Source organism: Acinetobacter sp. SH20PTE14, from assembly GCF_021391555.1.
Classification (GTDB): domain Bacteria; phylum Pseudomonadota; class Gammaproteobacteria; order Pseudomonadales; family Moraxellaceae; genus Acinetobacter; species Acinetobacter amyesii.
Map to the genome: position 1 here is coordinate 141,454 of NZ_CP090067.1, position 15,907 is coordinate 157,360.

General features: G+C 39.8%; 12 protein-coding genes. 5 read left to right on the forward strand and 7 right to left on the reverse strand.

The window, feature by feature from the left end:
• Positions 1-145: 145 nt before the first annotated feature.
• The 3 genes from LXF01_RS00660 to LXF01_RS00670 form a co-directional block, all read right to left on the reverse strand.
• Positions 146-1,510 carry an LLM class flavin-dependent oxidoreductase gene (locus LXF01_RS00660; RefSeq protein WP_233944858.1) on the reverse strand — a complete coding sequence of 455 codons (1,365 nt, stop codon included), beginning with the start codon at positions 1,508-1,510 and terminating at the stop codon, positions 146-148.
• A gap of 253 nt (positions 1,511-1,763) precedes the next feature.
• Complete coding sequence (locus LXF01_RS00665; protein ID WP_180035133.1) at positions 1,764-3,131, reverse strand: MATE family efflux transporter; 1,368 nt, start codon at positions 3,129-3,131, stop codon at positions 1,764-1,766.
• A gap of 147 nt (positions 3,132-3,278) precedes the next feature.
• The gene (locus LXF01_RS00670; RefSeq protein ID WP_233944860.1) at positions 3,279-4,433 is read right to left on the reverse strand and encodes a methionine aminotransferase; all 1,155 of its coding nucleotides are present in this window, start codon (positions 4,431-4,433) and stop codon (positions 3,279-3,281) included.
• 232 nt (positions 4,434-4,665) lie between these two features.
• On the opposite strand from LXF01_RS00670, the gene LXF01_RS00675 reads away from it, so the two are divergent.
• Genes LXF01_RS00675 through LXF01_RS00685 form a run of 3 tightly spaced genes read left to right on the forward strand, consistent with a single transcriptional unit; the run spans position 4,666 to position 10,860 of the window.
• Positions 4,666-7,923 (forward strand): type VI secretion system Vgr family protein, encoded by a 3,258-nt coding sequence (locus tag LXF01_RS00675; RefSeq protein ID WP_233944862.1) that lies wholly within the window; start codon positions 4,666-4,668, stop codon positions 7,921-7,923.
• A gap of 20 nt (positions 7,924-7,943) precedes the next feature.
• The gene (locus tag LXF01_RS00680; RefSeq protein WP_233944864.1) at positions 7,944-10,385 is read left to right on the forward strand and encodes a LysM peptidoglycan-binding domain-containing protein; all 2,442 of its coding nucleotides are present in this window, start codon (positions 7,944-7,946) and stop codon (positions 10,383-10,385) included.
• Positions 10,375-10,860 carry a hypothetical protein gene (locus LXF01_RS00685; RefSeq protein WP_180116347.1) on the forward strand — a complete coding sequence of 162 codons (486 nt, stop codon included), beginning with the start codon at positions 10,375-10,377 and terminating at the stop codon, positions 10,858-10,860. Before LXF01_RS00680 ends, LXF01_RS00685 begins: the two co-directional genes overlap by 11 nt.
• A 47-nt stretch (positions 10,861-10,907) precedes the next feature.
• Here the strand turns inward: LXF01_RS00685 and LXF01_RS00690 are convergent, their stop codons facing one another.
• Positions 10,908-11,828 (reverse strand): Dyp-type peroxidase, encoded by a 921-nt coding sequence (locus LXF01_RS00690; RefSeq protein ID WP_233944866.1) that lies wholly within the window; start codon positions 11,826-11,828, stop codon positions 10,908-10,910.
• Positions 11,829-11,987: 159 nt separating this feature from the next.
• On the opposite strand from LXF01_RS00690, the gene LXF01_RS00695 reads away from it, so the two are divergent.
• Positions 11,988-12,608 carry a LysE family transporter gene (locus LXF01_RS00695; protein ID WP_233945402.1) on the forward strand — a complete coding sequence of 207 codons (621 nt, stop codon included), beginning with the start codon at positions 11,988-11,990 and terminating at the stop codon, positions 12,606-12,608.
• Positions 12,609-12,713: 105 nt separating this feature from the next.
• On the opposite strand, the gene znuB is transcribed toward LXF01_RS00695, so the two are convergent.
• The 3 genes from znuB to LXF01_RS00710 are packed head-to-tail and all read right to left on the reverse strand — an operon-like array spanning position 12,714 to position 14,779.
• Complete coding sequence (gene znuB / locus LXF01_RS00700; RefSeq protein ID WP_233944868.1) at positions 12,714-13,514, reverse strand: zinc ABC transporter permease subunit ZnuB; 801 nt, start codon at positions 13,512-13,514, stop codon at positions 12,714-12,716.
• 3 nt (positions 13,515-13,517) lie between these two features.
• Positions 13,518-14,279 carry a zinc ABC transporter ATP-binding protein ZnuC gene (gene znuC / locus LXF01_RS00705; RefSeq protein ID WP_373686668.1) on the reverse strand — a complete coding sequence of 254 codons (762 nt, stop codon included), beginning with the start codon at positions 14,277-14,279 and terminating at the stop codon, positions 13,518-13,520.
• A gap of 2 nt (positions 14,280-14,281) precedes the next feature.
• Positions 14,282-14,779, reverse strand: a complete 498-nt coding sequence (locus LXF01_RS00710) for a transcriptional repressor (protein WP_078191481.1) — start codon at positions 14,777-14,779, stop codon at positions 14,282-14,284.
• 139 nt (positions 14,780-14,918) lie between these two features.
• Here LXF01_RS00710 and LXF01_RS00715 point away from each other — a divergent pair, with 139 nt between their 5' ends.
• A complete protein-coding gene (locus LXF01_RS00715; RefSeq protein ID WP_180039758.1) occupies positions 14,919-15,758 on the forward strand; it encodes a metal ABC transporter solute-binding protein, Zn/Mn family in 840 nt (279 codons plus the stop codon).
• Positions 15,759-15,907 lie beyond the last annotated feature (149 nt).

Here is a 15,907-nt window from a genome sequence, read left to right on the forward strand (position 1 = left end):
AGACAATGTAAAAGCCCTGAATTCAGGGCTTTTTTTAGGCTTATCAAATATAGGTCAGTATGATCATCGCTTAAGTTGGCTTAATATCAGTCCATAAAAATGCCCCAGTTGGGGCATTTGTTTTTCAGTTTTATTAAACGTTGGTTTATGAGGCTTGGGAGGTATGTCTTTTTTCTAAAACATATTGGTTTTCAGGTCGTTTTAAACCTAAGTTTTCTCGTAAGGTCTTGCCTTCATAAGCCGTTCGGAATAGACCGCGACGTTGCAGTTCAGGAACGATGAGATCGACAAAGTCATTTAACCCCGCAGGTGTTGTTGGCGGTAGGACATTAAAACCATCGGCAGCGTCATTCTCAAACCATTCCTGCAGTTGGTCTACGACTTGTTCCGGCGTGCCGATCAAGGTCCAATGTCCACGGGCTGAAGCGATATATTGATAGAGCTGACGAATACTAAAATTGTGCTTCCGGGCAATATCAATCATCATCTGCTGACGACTGGAGAAATTAATGTCTGCATCTTCTATTTTTGGGAAAGGGGCATCTAGATCAAATTTGGCCAGATTAATGCCACCTGCCAAAGCAGACAATAAACTTAAACCCACTTCTGGGTGAATTAAACTATTTAAAAAGTCATATTTTTCTTGGGCTTCTTGAGTTGTCTTGGCAACAAAAATCGAAACGCCCGGCATAATTTTCAGGTCATCTGCATGGCGGCCATATTTCACTAAGCGGTTTTTGACATCACGATAAAAGGCTTGGGCATCTGCTAAATTCTGCTGTGCTGTAAAGATCACTTCGGCATATTTACCGGCTAGTTCACGACCATCTTCAGATTGCCCTGCTTGAACAATCACCGGATAGCCTTGCGGTGGGCGAGAGACGTTGAGAGCACCCAGTACCTGATAGTATTGGCCCTGATGATTGGGCTGATGTTGTTTTCGGGCATCAAAAAATTGCCCAGTTTCTTTGTTGTAATGGAAGGTATCATCCTCCCATGAGTCCCAAAGTTTTTGAGTCACCTCAATAAATTCATCGGCACGTTCGTAACGCTCTTTGGGTTCAGGGTGCTGCTGAATGTTAAAGTTTTTTGCGGCATCGGCAGAGGCTGTCGTTACTACATTCCACGCAGCACGACCTTTAGAAATATGATCTAAAGAAGCGAATTTTCGCGCCAAAATGTAGGGGTCTTCATAAGTCGTGGACGCTGTGGCAATAAAGCCAATATTTTGCGTCACAGCAGACAGGGCTGCAAACAATGTGACGGGTTCAAAGCCGACGCCTTTATCGCCCAAACCTTTCTCACCTTCGACAGCAGAACTCCAACGGACAGACAGACCATCGGCAAGAAAGTAAGCATCGAATAAACCACGTTCTGCGGTTTTTGCCAGTTCAATTGCATAATCAATATTGAGATGATCTTGTGGGCGCGATTCAGGATGACGCCAACCTGCGACATGCTGTGAGGTGGTTGGAATAAAAGCCCCAAGCTTTATTTGACGTTTAGACATAAAAAATTTCTCATCCCAATTATTCTTAAAAGATAAAAGGAATAAGAACAAAATCTATGCCAAACCATAATTGTTTGAAAATATGTAACTTTTAAATCTATTGTATTTTAAGTGTAGATAAATCAACAGGATATAAAACCAAATGTTGAAAATTAAACAGCAGTTTAACGGCAAACGTTATGCATGGATCAGTACAAGATTTTTCATATGTAAATTTAAAGCGTGTATTGGCATTGAACGCTATTAGCGAACCTTATAGCAATACTTTGATGGCTTTTCGTCTCCATACCAGTTGGTAATACAGCCCTTGTAAAATACATAAGCTGACAAAAGCCAAAGCATAGGCATACCAAATGCCTTTTAAGCCCCACCATTCACTGAATAGGTAGGCACACGGGACTTCAATGCAAATAATCGCCATAATATTAATAATCATCGGCACGGTCACCGTTCCGCTAGCCCGCATAATGGAAGCAAAAATAGCACTGGCACCAAAAAATAAAATCGACCAAAGCACAATGAACAGCAATTCTTGACCGAGAACCACAACTTCAGGGTCTGTAATAAATAGCGCCATTAAATATTTAGAGAATAAATAGCCCAATGCCACCAAGATGCCAGTAATAATGAAATTCATCCCGATGGCCGTACGTTTCACGCGATTAATTAGTTCAGATTGACCCGAACCGATGGCTTGCGCGGCAAAAATAGAAGCTGCAATCGCGATGGACAAGGCCGGGAATTGGATATAGTTCAAAACCTGATTGACCGCGCCATATGCAGCAGTAGCATCAGCACCATGGCGGTTAACTAAACCGACAATCACGAGACCAGCCACAGAGGTCGTGACCATCTGAATACCCGTAGGAATGCCTAGTTTTAAGATAATTTTGCTGAGATCATGTTGATGGCGAATATGACGAATCAACTCGAAGTCGAGTTTGAGCGGGTGATCTTTCTTTTTTAAGTAGAAATATAAAAATACCAAGGCAATTAAAAAGCCGATATGACTGGCAATGGCAGGGGCAATAATACCTAAACTTGGAAATCCAAATTTTCCTGCAATTAGTACTGGTGTAATGATCAGCCCTGAACCAATGGTCATACCTGACGCAATCAGCGGTGTTGTACTGTCACCGACCCCACGCAAAATCGAGGTGTAAATAATATAAATAAAGAGTAGTGGGCTACCGGCAAGCATCCATTGCACATAAGGCAAAGATAAATGCATCACGTCAGGGGCTGTGCCTAAGGCCAATAAAATGGGCTTAGCAAATATAACCCCTAAAAAGGCAATAATGCTGCCACCAATCAAGGTCATAAAAAGGGTGGAACCCACCACAGTACGAACTTTTTCAAGATTCTGCGCGCCCCAAGCTTGCCCCACCAACACGGTTGCACCTGCCGAGAGTCCAATCACAAAAGCCATTAAACAGAACAAGATCGGGAAAAATACCGCAACCGCTGCAATGGCATGCACCCCAAGCATCTGACCGACAAAAACGGTGTTAATGGTCCCAGATAAATTCTGCAAAATATTGGTGGCGATCAAAGGCACCAGAAAAACTAAAAACGTTTTCCATAAATTTTGCTGAGTAACGAGGGACTGTTGTTTTGACATGCTCAGGTCCTAGACGCGGCTTTTTATGATTTTAAGTTACTGATAACATTATCATGTTTGCATTCAAAAAAGCCTTAGTTTTTGAGTAACCAAGGCTTCATTATTTCTACATGTCTGTTTTAAAAAAACGTTTGGGCAGATATTGCTTTAAACTGCGGAGAGAATCTCTGCAGCTCGATCTAAGGTGGCATCTTGTTTGGCAAAACAGAAACGTAATAATCGTAAATTTTCCGGCGGTTTTTGATAGAATACCGAGACAGGAATCGCCACGATTTTATGTTGTTCTGCCAACAACTGACACATTTCCACATCGCTTAAATCTGGGCGTATGGCACTGTAATCAAGGTTTTGGAAATAGGTACCTGCCGATGGAATCAACTCAAATCTAGAGTGGCTTAAGCCGGCATTGAAACGGTCACGTTTGGCTTGGTAAAAATCGGCCAATTCAGCAATGTGCTCAGGATGTTCTGCCATAAAGTTAGCCAGTGCCATTTGTACGGGCGTAACACCGCAGAAATTGGCAAATTGATAGATTTGGCGAAACACTTGCATCAAGGCTGGCGCTGCAATGCAATAACCAGTTTTCCAACCTGTGACGTGAAAGGTTTTACCAAATGAACCCACGACAAAACTGCGTTCACGCAGCTCAGGAAATGACAAAGCAGATAGATGCTGACGACCATCAAAAATTAAATGCTCATAGACCTCATCCGACAGCACAATAATATTTTTATCTCGAATCAGTTCGATCAAGTTGAGCCAGTCCTCACGCCCCCAAACAGCACCTGTTGGATTATGCGGTGTATTGACAATAATCATCCGGGTTTTATCGTTAATCGCAGCGGCAACACGATTCCAATCCACAGTAAAATGGGGCGTCTCTAAGGCAATGTGAATGGGATGAGCCCCAACCAATTTTACACTGGGCGCATAACTGTCATAGCTCGGATCAAAAATAATCACTTCGTCACCCGCATGAACCACAGCTTGAATGGCACTAAAAATACCGATGGTTGCACCCGGGGTAATGGTGACTTCGGTGTGAGGGTCAATATTTAATTGGTCTCGATGAGCAAACAGTTGGACCAATTGCTCACGCAAATGCATCAGTCCATCGCCGGGTGCATATTGGTTAAAACCATGTTGCGTCGCATCACTTAGCGCATTTAACAGTGCTGGAGGTGCAGGAAAATCAGGAAAACCTTGAGATAAGTTCAGTGCATTTAGACGCTGCGCCATTGCACTCATAACGCTAAAAATAGTCACACCTTGGGCAGGCAGTTTGGATTCAATTGTGATCATGGAGCTTAAAATTTTTTATAGATTGCATTTTGAGTGTAGCAGCATCTCAGCGGCTGCGAAAAGTTAGATCCGTAAAATTGATCCTGCATTGATGATCCTATTCACTTGAATACTAAAGTTTTGCAAAAGCCAAAAAGAAGAATTCAACAAATTATTTGCAAAATGGGGTAGACGAAAAAATAAACATTTCCTAAAATGCCGTCATTAAAAAAAAATTAAATACATAATAACAATGCTTAAAAATATTCACGCCATGGTGGAAAACTTTGGCTTTAGCGTACAGAAACGTGCGCTACACATTCATTTCTCAAATGAACATCTAAATTCTGAAGTTTTTATTCAACGGATTGAAGGTCAACACCGTATTAATCAAGGCTTTCGTGCAGAGATTATTTGTCTCTCGACCAATGTTCATCTGGCTTTAAAGCAGTTTATCGGTGGCCGAGTGGCTGTCGATCAAGTGACAGATTTGGGACAACTCAGTCGCCTGACTGGTGTGATTACTGGGGCTAGCCAAGGTCAAAGTGATGGTGCACTGACCGTTTATAAACTGGTGATTGAGGATGCGACAGCACTCTGGCATAAGCGTCGTAATAGCCGTGTCTTTATGAACAAATCGGTACGGGAGATGACCGAGATTATTTTTAGTGAATGGCAGAAAAAAAGTGCGCTATTTGCTGCCAGTTTAAGTCTGAACTTAGAGGGGCTGGCACGTACTTATGATGTACGTCCATTCACCATGCAGGCGAATGAAAGTGATTATGCATTTTTAACTCGCCTTTGGCGCAGTGAAGGGATCAATTGGTTAATTGATGAAGCGGAGTTATTTGTCGCATTTTCGGCTGCACCGATGCAAGCACAGCAGCTGCGTTTAATTGATACCAATCAGGCTTATAGTGCTTTAGAGCGGAAAAAAATTCGCTTTCATCGTAGTCATGCCACAGAACGCTTGGACACAATCACCAGTTTTGTGGCAGAACGATTTTTACAATCGACTATGATTCAGACGCAGCGTTGGCAAGCTCAACAATTGGCACAAGACCAAAGTAATCCGCTCTTAAGTGCCCATGCACAGAGTGAGCAACAGCATAATGAAACCTTAAGTTTAGAGCAGGCTTGGACCGTAAGTTCGGCTTGGACAACCGACCTTAAAGGTGCAGATCAGGCGACCACTTCAAATACACAGCAATTGGATCAGTTGAATCGGCAACTCAATCAATATCAGGAACTTCAAGCCAAATACTTTACCGCTAGTAGTAGCGTGCGGGACGCTCAAGTCGGGTATTGGTTTGAGTTAGAAAATCATCCTGAAATCGATCAACATCAAACGACAGATCGTGAATTTCTCATATTGGGCAAAGCATTTTATAACCAAAATAATTTACCCAAAGATATTTTGGTTCAATTAGAAAAGTTACTTGCCGCGAGCCGTTGGCTATCTTTAGGGGATGAACGGCAGGCCAATGAGCTGTATGTGGTCCGTCGGCAAATTTCTGTGGTGCCTGAATATGATCCTTTATTACACCGGCCACCTGCGTTTCCACAGCGGGCTAAAGTGGTCGGTCCAGAAGGTGAAAGTATTTATGTCGATGCTTGGGGGCGTATCAAAGTTCGGTTTACGTTCACCCGCAGCGATGACCATAGTCATGATGGTGGAGCAGGGAGTAATGATAATGACAGTGACTCGGCTTGGGTCGATGTACTGACTCCATGGGCGGGTGAAGGTTATGGGGCACGTTTCCATCCTCGTATTGGCGAGATTGTGGTGATCGACTTTTTTGAGGGAGATGTGGATCGTCCCTTTGTAGTAGGACGAATACATGAAGCTGAACGCTCTCAAACCATGTTTGACCTCAAAGGTCAGCTTCCTGAAACCAAAAAACTCAGTGGTATCCGCTCGCAAGAAGTTGCGGGAGCAGGCTTTAACCAACTGCGCTTTGATGACACGACGGGGCAGATCAGTACCCAATTACAAAGTAGTCATGCAGCGACACAGCTGAATTTAGGAAATCTCAGCCATCCTAAAGAACAAGGCAGTAGCCATGGCCGTGGTGAGGGTTTTGAGCTGCGAACGGATGCTTGGGGAGCAATGCGTGCAGGTAAAGGTTTACTCATTAGTACCTATGCGCAGGATAAAGCCGTTGCCGATCATCTTGCTGCTGCTGAAGCTCAGTCTCTTTTAAATCAAGGGCATCAGAGCATGAATATGCTGAGCGGCGTAGCCGTAAAGCAGCAGACCGATGCATTAAATGTGATTAATCGTTTGCCGAAGTTAATAAACTCTTTAGAAATCAAAAGTACTGCCGAAGCTGTTAAAGCGACTTTAAATTTGTTCAAGGAAGATTTAAGTCGAGACCCATTGGCAGCGTTAAAAAACTGCAAAAGTTTTGTCAAAGAAATGGGCTCAATCGCACATGATGTCAAAAGTACAGTAAAAGAATTTAAAGCATTTTTTAATGATGCCGAAGATGCCTTTGATAACTTAAAGTCTGTCATAGATCATATTGAAGAAAATGGTAAGGATGTGATTCAAGGGCGAGTCGCGAGTCTGAAAAGCAACCTAACAGAAGATCCATTAAAAGTATTAAAAGATGTGGGTAAATTGATCGAAGACATCAAATTTAACCCTGATGATTTATTGAATAATGGTGGTTTTGGTTTGCCACCAGCGATAACACCCATAAAAGCATTAGAAAAAGTACAAGGCTTTATGGAAGGCTATGCGCAAGGTTTAGAAAAATCCAATACAGAGACAAAACAAGAACAAGGCAAATTATTCCGCCAAGCGTTGATGTTGCTTGCATCACCTAATGGTATTGCACTCACTACACCGGAAGATATTGTATTACAAGCCTCACAGGATATTGCAGAAAGTGCACAAGGTTCGATTAATTTCAGTGCTCAAAAGAATATTGTTGGTCATGCACAAGACAAAATCAGTTTGTTTGCGGCTCAAAAGGGCCTGAGTGCTTATGCCGCAAAAGGGAAAGTTGAATTACAAGCCCAAGATGATGCTATTGAAGCAATTGCACGAAAGGTGATTAAGCTCATTTCAACGGAAGATAAAATTGAAATTACCAGTCCTAAAGAAATTGTGCTGACTGCAGGAGGTTCACAGCTGAAAATTAATGGCAGTGGAATATTTACCACGACAGGTGGCAAGTTTGAGAGTAAGGCAGGGCAGCATAGTTTTGTAGGGGGAGCGACTGTAAATGCTCAGTTGCCGAAGCTGCCTGGTAATGGTGTCTATAGTAATAAATTAGATTTATATAATTTATTTATTGGCGAAAATTTTCAAAAAATTGAATATCAATATTTAGATAGTAAAACAAATACATATGTAACTGGAAATCTTGATGATAATGGTCAAACACAAGATCATTTTTCAGATGAACAAAAAGAATTTGATATTTTAGTTGGTTATGAAACACCTGAATGGTTTAGTGAAGATGATTTAAATTTTGACTATGTAGAAGAAAAAGATATATAAAAAATCAGGAAAGTATTTTTATGAAAGGCAATGTAGAGTTTCAATTTTTAGACTTATTATTCAATCCTATATCTAATTTAGAATATAAGGTTGAAGATTTAAAAAATAAAGTAATTGCTGCTGGAATGAGTAGTAAGGATGGAAAGACAGTCATAATTAGTAGAAATTTAGGTTATATATTAAGAGTTTCTGTAAAAAAGACAAATGGTGAATATAAATATGTTGGCTTATATTGTGTTTATAAAGTTAATGATTTGAAAATTTTCAGAAGTCCAAAAGTATTAATAAAAAAATTAAAAAAAATTGAAAATAAAAAACAAGAAGGGAAATCGCAACCATTTACATATACTGTTAAAGAAAATGATAAATTATTTGATATAGCAAAAAATTATAATACAACTGTTGCATTATTATGTGGTTTAAATAAAATTAAAGATGCAAATAAAATATATAAAGGTCAAAAAATACAAGTTCATCCAAATTATAAGGCTACTGGTGAGAAAAATGAAAAATCTATCACTAAAAATAATGAAATTTCATTAAATTCATATTTTTATGAAGTTAAAAGAGGGGATACTTTAAGTGGAATAGCTGTTAAAACAGGCCTATCAATAGATGAATTAAAAAATTTAAATAATATAGCTAATATAAATCAGATATATGTTGGTCAAATTTTAAAGTTGAACCATAATACACCTTCGACACCTTCGACACCTTCGACACCTTCGACACCTTCGACACCTTCGACACCTTCGACACCTTCGACACCTTCGACACCTTCGACACCTTCGACACCTTCGACACCTTCGACACCTTCGACACCTTCGACACCTTCGACACCTTCGACACCTTCGACACCTTCGACACCTTCGACACCTTCGACACCTTCGACACCTTCGACACCTTCAAGAGAGAAAATTGAAACAAAACAAGAGCATGAGTTGGATTCGGGGAAGCCTAAAATCAAAGTCGATAACCAACAGATTCGATGTATGTGTAGGGATTATGATCTTATTTGGGGTGCGAAAGTAACATGTGAATTTAGGAAGAAAGTTGTAGAAATTTGTGAGAAATTATGGCCAAGAAACCCACTAAAAATGGCCAATAATTTAATGGCGGTATTTGCTTGGGAATCAGGGGGTACATTTAAAGCTGATGTTCCTAATAGAAAAAATTCAGGAGCTACGGGTTTAATCCAGTTTATGCCTGATACAGCTAAGGAATTGCTAAATACAGAAGTAACTATAGAGATTGTGAAAAATTACTATAATTCTCAAGATAAAAATTTACAAAATTTAAAAAGAGTTAAAGAGTTTGCTCAAATGAGCGAGGTACAGCAATTAGAATATGTAGAAAAATATTTTAAAAAATTAGAAAACAAAGATTTAGAATTTGTAGATTTTTATTTGCAAGTACTTTTTCCAGCGTCAAGTGGAGTACGTGAACACGTTGTATTTGCGGATGATAAAAATAAACTATCTGATAAAAATGATAAACACGCTAGCCTAAGAGTTAATAAGTACAATGGAAATAGCGGTTTAGATATAAATGGTGATGGAAAAATATATAAAGCTGAGATTGCAGAAAAAACTAAATATTTTCTTGAGGATGGAGCTATTTCTGCAAATAAAGATTTAATTGATAGATGTTGTTTAGAAGAAGGAAAAACAGTCACGCCATATCAAAATGCAACACATACTGCTAATAAAGAAAAAAATAAGAAAATAATTGTAATTGATCCTGGGCATGGAATTGTTGGTAATCAAAAAGTAAAAGCGAATGGAGGGACACAAATCAGATTGCTAAAGTTGAAAAAAAGCTTCGGAAATAAAAATTTTATTGTTGGTCAAAATTACTCTTGGAAAGACTTATCAGATGAAGTTATTAATAAAGCTGATGAATATTTCGAGTTTATAGATGTTAAAGATCCACGCAGTCCTACAGAATTTGAATATGTATATGACAGAGCTTTAGAATTAAAAGAATTATTTGAAAATGATGGTCATATTGTCTATCTAACAAGGGATAAAAAGGAAACGATTGATTATACAGATATACCTAATATTTCTTCATGTAAAAATTTTAAAATAACAACTACCTCACCATTGACCTACAGGAAATTAATTTCAAATTCCGCTAAAGCAGATTATTTTATTTCATTACATTGTGATGGTATTGAGAATTTGAAAGGTAATTATGCTGTAATGTGTTATTTTGATGATAATGATAAAAAATTAGCTGAAAAAATTGCAAAAAACTATTCTCAAGTTACAGGTAAAGTTGAAAAAAGAATAGATTTAACCGTTTTGGGGAATGGTGGGAAAAATGATGCTAAATATAAAGTTTTAGTTGAATTTGGTTTTATGACAACTCCAAAAATTGCAAAAAAACTAGTAAATAATTCAAAAATTATTGTTAATGATTTATATAAGTCTTTGAGAGAGCATATTAATGAAAATTAAGCTTCTATTGTTTTTTACAAATCTAATTGTATTAGGTAATGTTTATGCTTTGCCTGATAATTTTTATAAAAAAGAAAGTAGTAAGAGATTTGTTAAATCGATACATCATGATTATTTTTCAATTGAGAAATTTGATGGAGATTTGGTAAGAGTTTATGAAAAAAAAGACATTAAGAGTAATATGTTGATTGCTAAATATGAGGCTGTTTTTATTAATCCTATTGATGGGAATACTTCATATAATAATTTTTATCAAATTAATAAAAATTATGATTATAAAGGTGGGAAAATAGTTTCAGTTAACTATGAAATTGGAAAGATGGAAAGCTGTTTCGTTAAATGTGGAAATGAGGTCTATTATAATGAAGGTAAGATAATTAAAATAAATAAATATCCAGCCTGTTTAAGTTTATTTGATATAGATAATAGGGTGCTAAAGTTTAATGATGAATATGTCAAGAAAAATTGTATTTAAAACAATATTCTTTGAAAAAAAGCCGACACTCGTCGGCTTTTTCTACTTTACCCTTCCAAAACTTCTTCCAATAACTCTTCACTCGGTGCAAAGTAATAAGCGCCATCCATAGGAGTGACAAAGTGAAGTAAGCGGTCATGAATGCCGTCACCACTGGTGCCAAACATACGTACTAGCATGCTGTCGATAATGCTTAAATCATTGGTATATGCCACAAAGAACAAGCCTTGATCGCCACGACCATCACCATAAGGCAACGAATGACGCAGAATTGCGAGTTCTTCACCTTCGTCATCTTCAACAACTGTACGTGATACATGTGAGTTTTCAGGTTGTTCGTCTTCATCCAACTCAATCGATTCAAGTTTGGTACGCCCAATGACATGTTCCTGAGCATCTACCTTTAACTTTTTCCATTTATCTAAGTTGTGTGCATATCGCTGCGCAAACACAAAAGAACCATCTGCAAAAATGCCTGCTTCTTCAGAAAGTAAAGCTGTTTCAGCACGGTCATCTGGAAATTGAGGGTTTTCAGTACCATCAATAAAGCCAGTTAAGTCACGGCCATCGAAATTGCGGAAGCAAACACGCTCATCTAAAACCTCAACTTTATCTTGAATGCCATCAAAGAAAGCTTGGCTTAAAGCAAAGCAAATATCTGTACGCTGTGCCGCAATGTGAATCAGCACATCTGCTGGGGCTACAGGCATGTTAAATGAACCTTGAATTGGATCAAGTTGTTTAAAGCCTGCTGGAGATTGAATATAAAGTTGTGCCCAAAGTTCAGGTCCAAAAGCTACAGCTGTTTTAATCTGTGCATTAGGATGTTGGGTAATTAGACGATCACGAGTGCTAAATAAGTCTTCAAGTTGTTCTTTTAATTCGCTAATCGTTAAATCTTTTAAACGTAAAACAATAAAACGAGCATGATCTGAGGGTAATGGCAAAATTACAGATTGAGCAGACATTCATGGCTCCTAAAAATTATAATTTCTGAGTGGCTGTGTATATTGTGCCTTAAGCAGCGCTGAGAGTGTAGCCTTCATTTGGCCTTTTAGCGTGCATTATTGTCATGAAAATAGAGTAAATGTCATATAATACAGACCCATTTCAAACTTGAGCTAATGATGTCCTATCAAATCTGGATTGCATACATGTTGGCATGTTGGGTAATTAGTGTTTCCCCAGGTGCAGGTGCAATTGCGTCTATGTCGAGTGGTTTGAATTATGGGTTTAAGCATGGGTATTGGAATGCAATCGGCCTGCAATTGGCACTTTTGGTTCAGATCGCCATTGTTGCAGCTGGGGCAGGGGTCTTATTTGCGACGACACCATGGGCTTTTCTGATCGTGAAATGGTTTGGTGTGGTCTATTTATTGTATTTGGCTTATTTACAGTGGACAGCGCCAACTGAGTCAATTGAAATCCAACAAGATTTATCAAATAAATCACGTTCAAAATTAATTTTACATGGCTTTTTGGTCAATATGAGCAACCCTAAAGCGATTGTATTTTTGTTGGCAGTTTTGCCGCAGTTTTTAGATTTATCCAAACCCCAATGGCTTCAATATGTCATTATGGCTGCAACGATGATTAGCATCGATCTGATTGTCATGGCGGGGTATACTGGTCTCGCTGCAAAAGTGCTGCGGTTATTAAAATCACCTAAACAACAAAAATATTTGAATCGAACCTTTGCGGTATTATTTGCTTGTGCTGCGAGTTTATTGAGTTTGGTGCATCAATAAATCCAGTTAGATGATTCTGAGCATCGTATTTGACGTGCAAAAAAAGCCATGCAACTGCATGGCTTTTTTTTGATATGTGGCGAATTGAACAATGAACGTTGCTACTTAAGCCACTTTCTTAAATTTTTGCATAATAAAAAACAGGGCAAAGAGCAGCGCCATGGTTAATACAATAGTCAGTCCTGTAGAGGTGTTTAAACCAGCACTCGACCATAACCCCACGGTCACACCGACTTGGGCAATGATGAAAGACCACAGCACCATTTGTTTCGGGGAATTTGCCAATAAACGAGCGGTTAATGCAGGAATCACTAACAATGCACCCATCAGCAATGAGCCGACAGCACGTAAAGCCAATACGGTAAATAATGCCAGTAATAACATAAAAATCAGACGTTGCCATTTAGCGCTGACACCTTCACTGACCGCAATATCGGGGTCAATGGCAATCTGAATCTGAGATTGCCAACTTTTATACAGCACGGTCAGTGCCACAATGATCACCACTGCAAAGACAGGCAAATCTGACCAAGAAATGGTGAGTAAATCACCAAATAAATAGCTGAGTAACTCAGGTCTTAAACTTGGCAAATGTTGTATGAAGAGTAAGCCTGAGCACAGGAGTGTTGCAGAACAAAGCGCGAGCAAAGCGTCATTGGGCAAGCGTGGATCGTGTAACACCCATAAGATTGCAACCAATAAGAGCGCAATCAATGTAACGCCTGTCCAAAGCGGTAGACTCATCGCACCGGCAATGGCGACACCGAGTAAAGTGCCATGTGCCATGGTGTCCGCAAAAAATGACATGCGACGCCATAACATTAAACAGCCAAGCGGCGCAGTCAGGAACACCAGCAAAGTGCCCATGATCCATGCTGGCAAAAGGAGTTGTAGCCATTCCATCATGGATTATGCTTCCGGTTCAGGGTGAATATGAGGACGAGAGTCATGCTGGCAAGGCGTTGCACTATCGCCATGTGCACAGTGATCATGATGGTGTTGATAGAACACACGATTTGTTCCAAAGATCGCTTGATATTCAGGATGTTGCTGGACATTTTCAGGCAAGCCACTACAACAAATATGCTTGTTGAGGCAAACCACACGATGTGTTCCTTGCATGACCCACTGTAAGTCATGAGAAACCATCAAAACTGCACAGCCATATTTTTCAGGCAAGCTACGCACGTAGTCATACAGTTCCGCTTCAGACTGGATATCCAGACCTTGCATGGGTTCATCTAGAACCAATATATTCGGTTGACGTAATAAAGCCCGTGCAATCAGAACGCGTTGACGTTCGCCGCCGGACAATTGCTGAACTTTAGATTGTTGTAACTTGGCAATGCCTGTATCACGAATAATTTCTTGCTTAATGCTGGCATCACATTTTTCTAGGGCCAATAAATCACACACACGTAGCGGTAAGCTGTGTGATGGATTAAATTTTTGGGGCACATATGAAAATTTTAATTTTTGTGTGCTGATCACTTTGCCAGATACAGGTTTTACAATACCCAACAACACTTTGATGAGCGTGGATTTGCCTGCACCATTGGGACCAATCAATGTGACAATTTCTTTTTCGTGTAAGGCGAAATCTACATTTTTTAAAATGTCACGTTCATCGATTCGGACATGAACATGCTCTAAAGCCACAATGGGCTTCATATTTAGTGTTTGCTGCGGCACTGCTGACAGATCCCTGAAATTTCAATAATACTGTGATGTGCAGTAAAGCCATCGGATGCAGACAATTCATCGAGTTGCGCCATCAAGCCTTGAGCAGATGCTTCTTTGACTATTTTACAGTCTGTGCAAATCAGAAATGCTGCTTGATGTCCTTCGCGCGGATGGCAACACGGGATGTACGCATTAATCGAAGTCAGACGGTGAATCAAACCTTTTTCAAGCAGAAAATCCAGCGTACGGTACACCGTCGGCGGCGCTGCAGGTCGGTCAGACTCACTTTTGATTTTAGCCAAAAGGTCATAAGCGCCCATTGGCCCCGTTGCATTTAAGATCAGTTCCAATACTTCTTTACGCAAGGGCGTAAGTCGAGCACCCGTCGCACTACAGAGACTTTCAGCTTCAGCAAGGCGCTGTTCGACATTATGATGATCGTGTACACCATGCAAAGCATTATGATGTTCGTGTGAACATGCGCTCATAGCCAACCTCGAGTACGAAACTGTATAAAGAAAAAGACTTTAAATCTTAACATGAAGCGTAAGGACTTACGAACAGACGTAGGTTTTTTTACGATTTTGTTATATTATAACACTATTCATTTTATGGTGCTCTCTCCCCATGTCCCGTGTATTTCTTTTTTGTAGTTTGGCTTTATTCAGTGTGATGAGCTGGGCGCAAGGTCTCGTTGTTTCTACACAACCGATTTATTTAATCGCGAAGGATGTACTTAAGGGCGTAGAGCAGCCCAAACTACTGCTTGACCATCAATCTGGACATGATGTGAGCTTGACGCCTGCACACCGTAAAACCGTGCAAGATGCCAATCTCGTTTTATGGCTAGGCCAAGCGCATGAAGCGCCATTGGCAAAAATGTTGGGTGAAAGTGGTAAAAGTATCGCTATTTTAGACTCAGGCATTATCAGTGCGTTGCCTTTGCGGGATGTTCGTGGCAATGCATTAAAAGGCACAATTGATACGCATGTCTGGCTTGAACCAAACAATGCGGTTCGAATCGGCTTTTTTATTGCGGCTTTACGTTCACAACAGTTTCCAGAACATCGTGAAAAATATTGGGCTAATGCGCGTGCATTTGCGCAGAAACTCTTGATCACAGCCCAAAAAACAGATGTGTCGAGCCGTGCTCAGCCTTACTGGTCTTACCACGATGCCTACCAATATCTTGAGCGCTCACTGAATTTGAAATTTACCGGTGCGTTGACCGATGATCCACATGTCGCACCGACATTGGCACAAATCAAATACCTGAAAGACCATCGCGCGCAGCCAAAAATATGCTTACTTGCAGAAGCACATGCCAGCCAAAATCAGTATCAAAAGCTCGGTGGCATCGTCTTTCAGCCGGTGGACGAAACCATGAGTGGGGCAGGGGATTTTGTAACAGCATGGAAGATGTTGGCTGATAAAACCCTTAAGTGCACACTAAATGCGCGAAAGTAATGTAAAAAACAAACAACTATTGATTAGTTTGAAAGCAGTTTACCAATTTAAAAAAACACGACTAAGGTCGGGAAAAGATTGCAAGTTAAGGGGTGTAACTCTATAATGCCTGCGATTAAAAATAATCATCAGTTAAACTTGTCAAGCAG

Bases quoted from the DNA above. Each gene is read 5' to 3' on its own strand.
- LXF01_RS00685 (WP_180116347.1), top strand. From the start codon at position 10,375: ATGAAAATTAAGCTTCTATTGTTTTTTACAAATCTAATTGTATTAGGT.
- LXF01_RS00695 (WP_233945402.1), top strand. From the start codon at position 11,988: ATGTCCTATCAAATCTGGATTGCATACATGTTGGCATGTTGGGTAATT.
- LXF01_RS00675 (WP_233944862.1), top strand. From the start codon at position 4,666: ATGCTTAAAAATATTCACGCCATGGTGGAAAACTTTGGCTTTAGCGTA.
- LXF01_RS00665 (WP_180035133.1), bottom strand. From the start codon at position 3,131: ATGTCAAAACAACAGTCCCTCGTTACTCAGCAAAATTTATGGAAAACG.
- LXF01_RS00710 (WP_078191481.1), bottom strand. From the start codon at position 14,779: ATGAGCGCATGTTCACACGAACATCATAATGCTTTGCATGGTGTACAC.
- LXF01_RS00680 (WP_233944864.1), top strand. From the start codon at position 7,944: ATGAAAGGCAATGTAGAGTTTCAATTTTTAGACTTATTATTCAATCCT.
- LXF01_RS00660 (WP_233944858.1), bottom strand. From the start codon at position 1,510: ATGTCTAAACGTCAAATAAAGCTTGGGGCTTTTATTCCAACCACCTCA.
- znuC (WP_373686668.1), bottom strand. From the start codon at position 14,279: ATGAAGCCCATTGTGGCTTTAGAGCATGTTCATGTCCGAATCGATGAA.
- LXF01_RS00715 (WP_180039758.1), top strand. From the start codon at position 14,919: ATGTCCCGTGTATTTCTTTTTTGTAGTTTGGCTTTATTCAGTGTGATG.
- LXF01_RS00690 (WP_233944866.1), bottom strand. From the start codon at position 11,828: ATGTCTGCTCAATCTGTAATTTTGCCATTACCCTCAGATCATGCTCGT.
- znuB (WP_233944868.1), bottom strand. From the start codon at position 13,514: ATGATGGAATGGCTACAACTCCTTTTGCCAGCATGGATCATGGGCACT.
- LXF01_RS00670 (WP_233944860.1), bottom strand. From the start codon at position 4,433: ATGATCACAATTGAATCCAAACTGCCTGCCCAAGGTGTGACTATTTTT.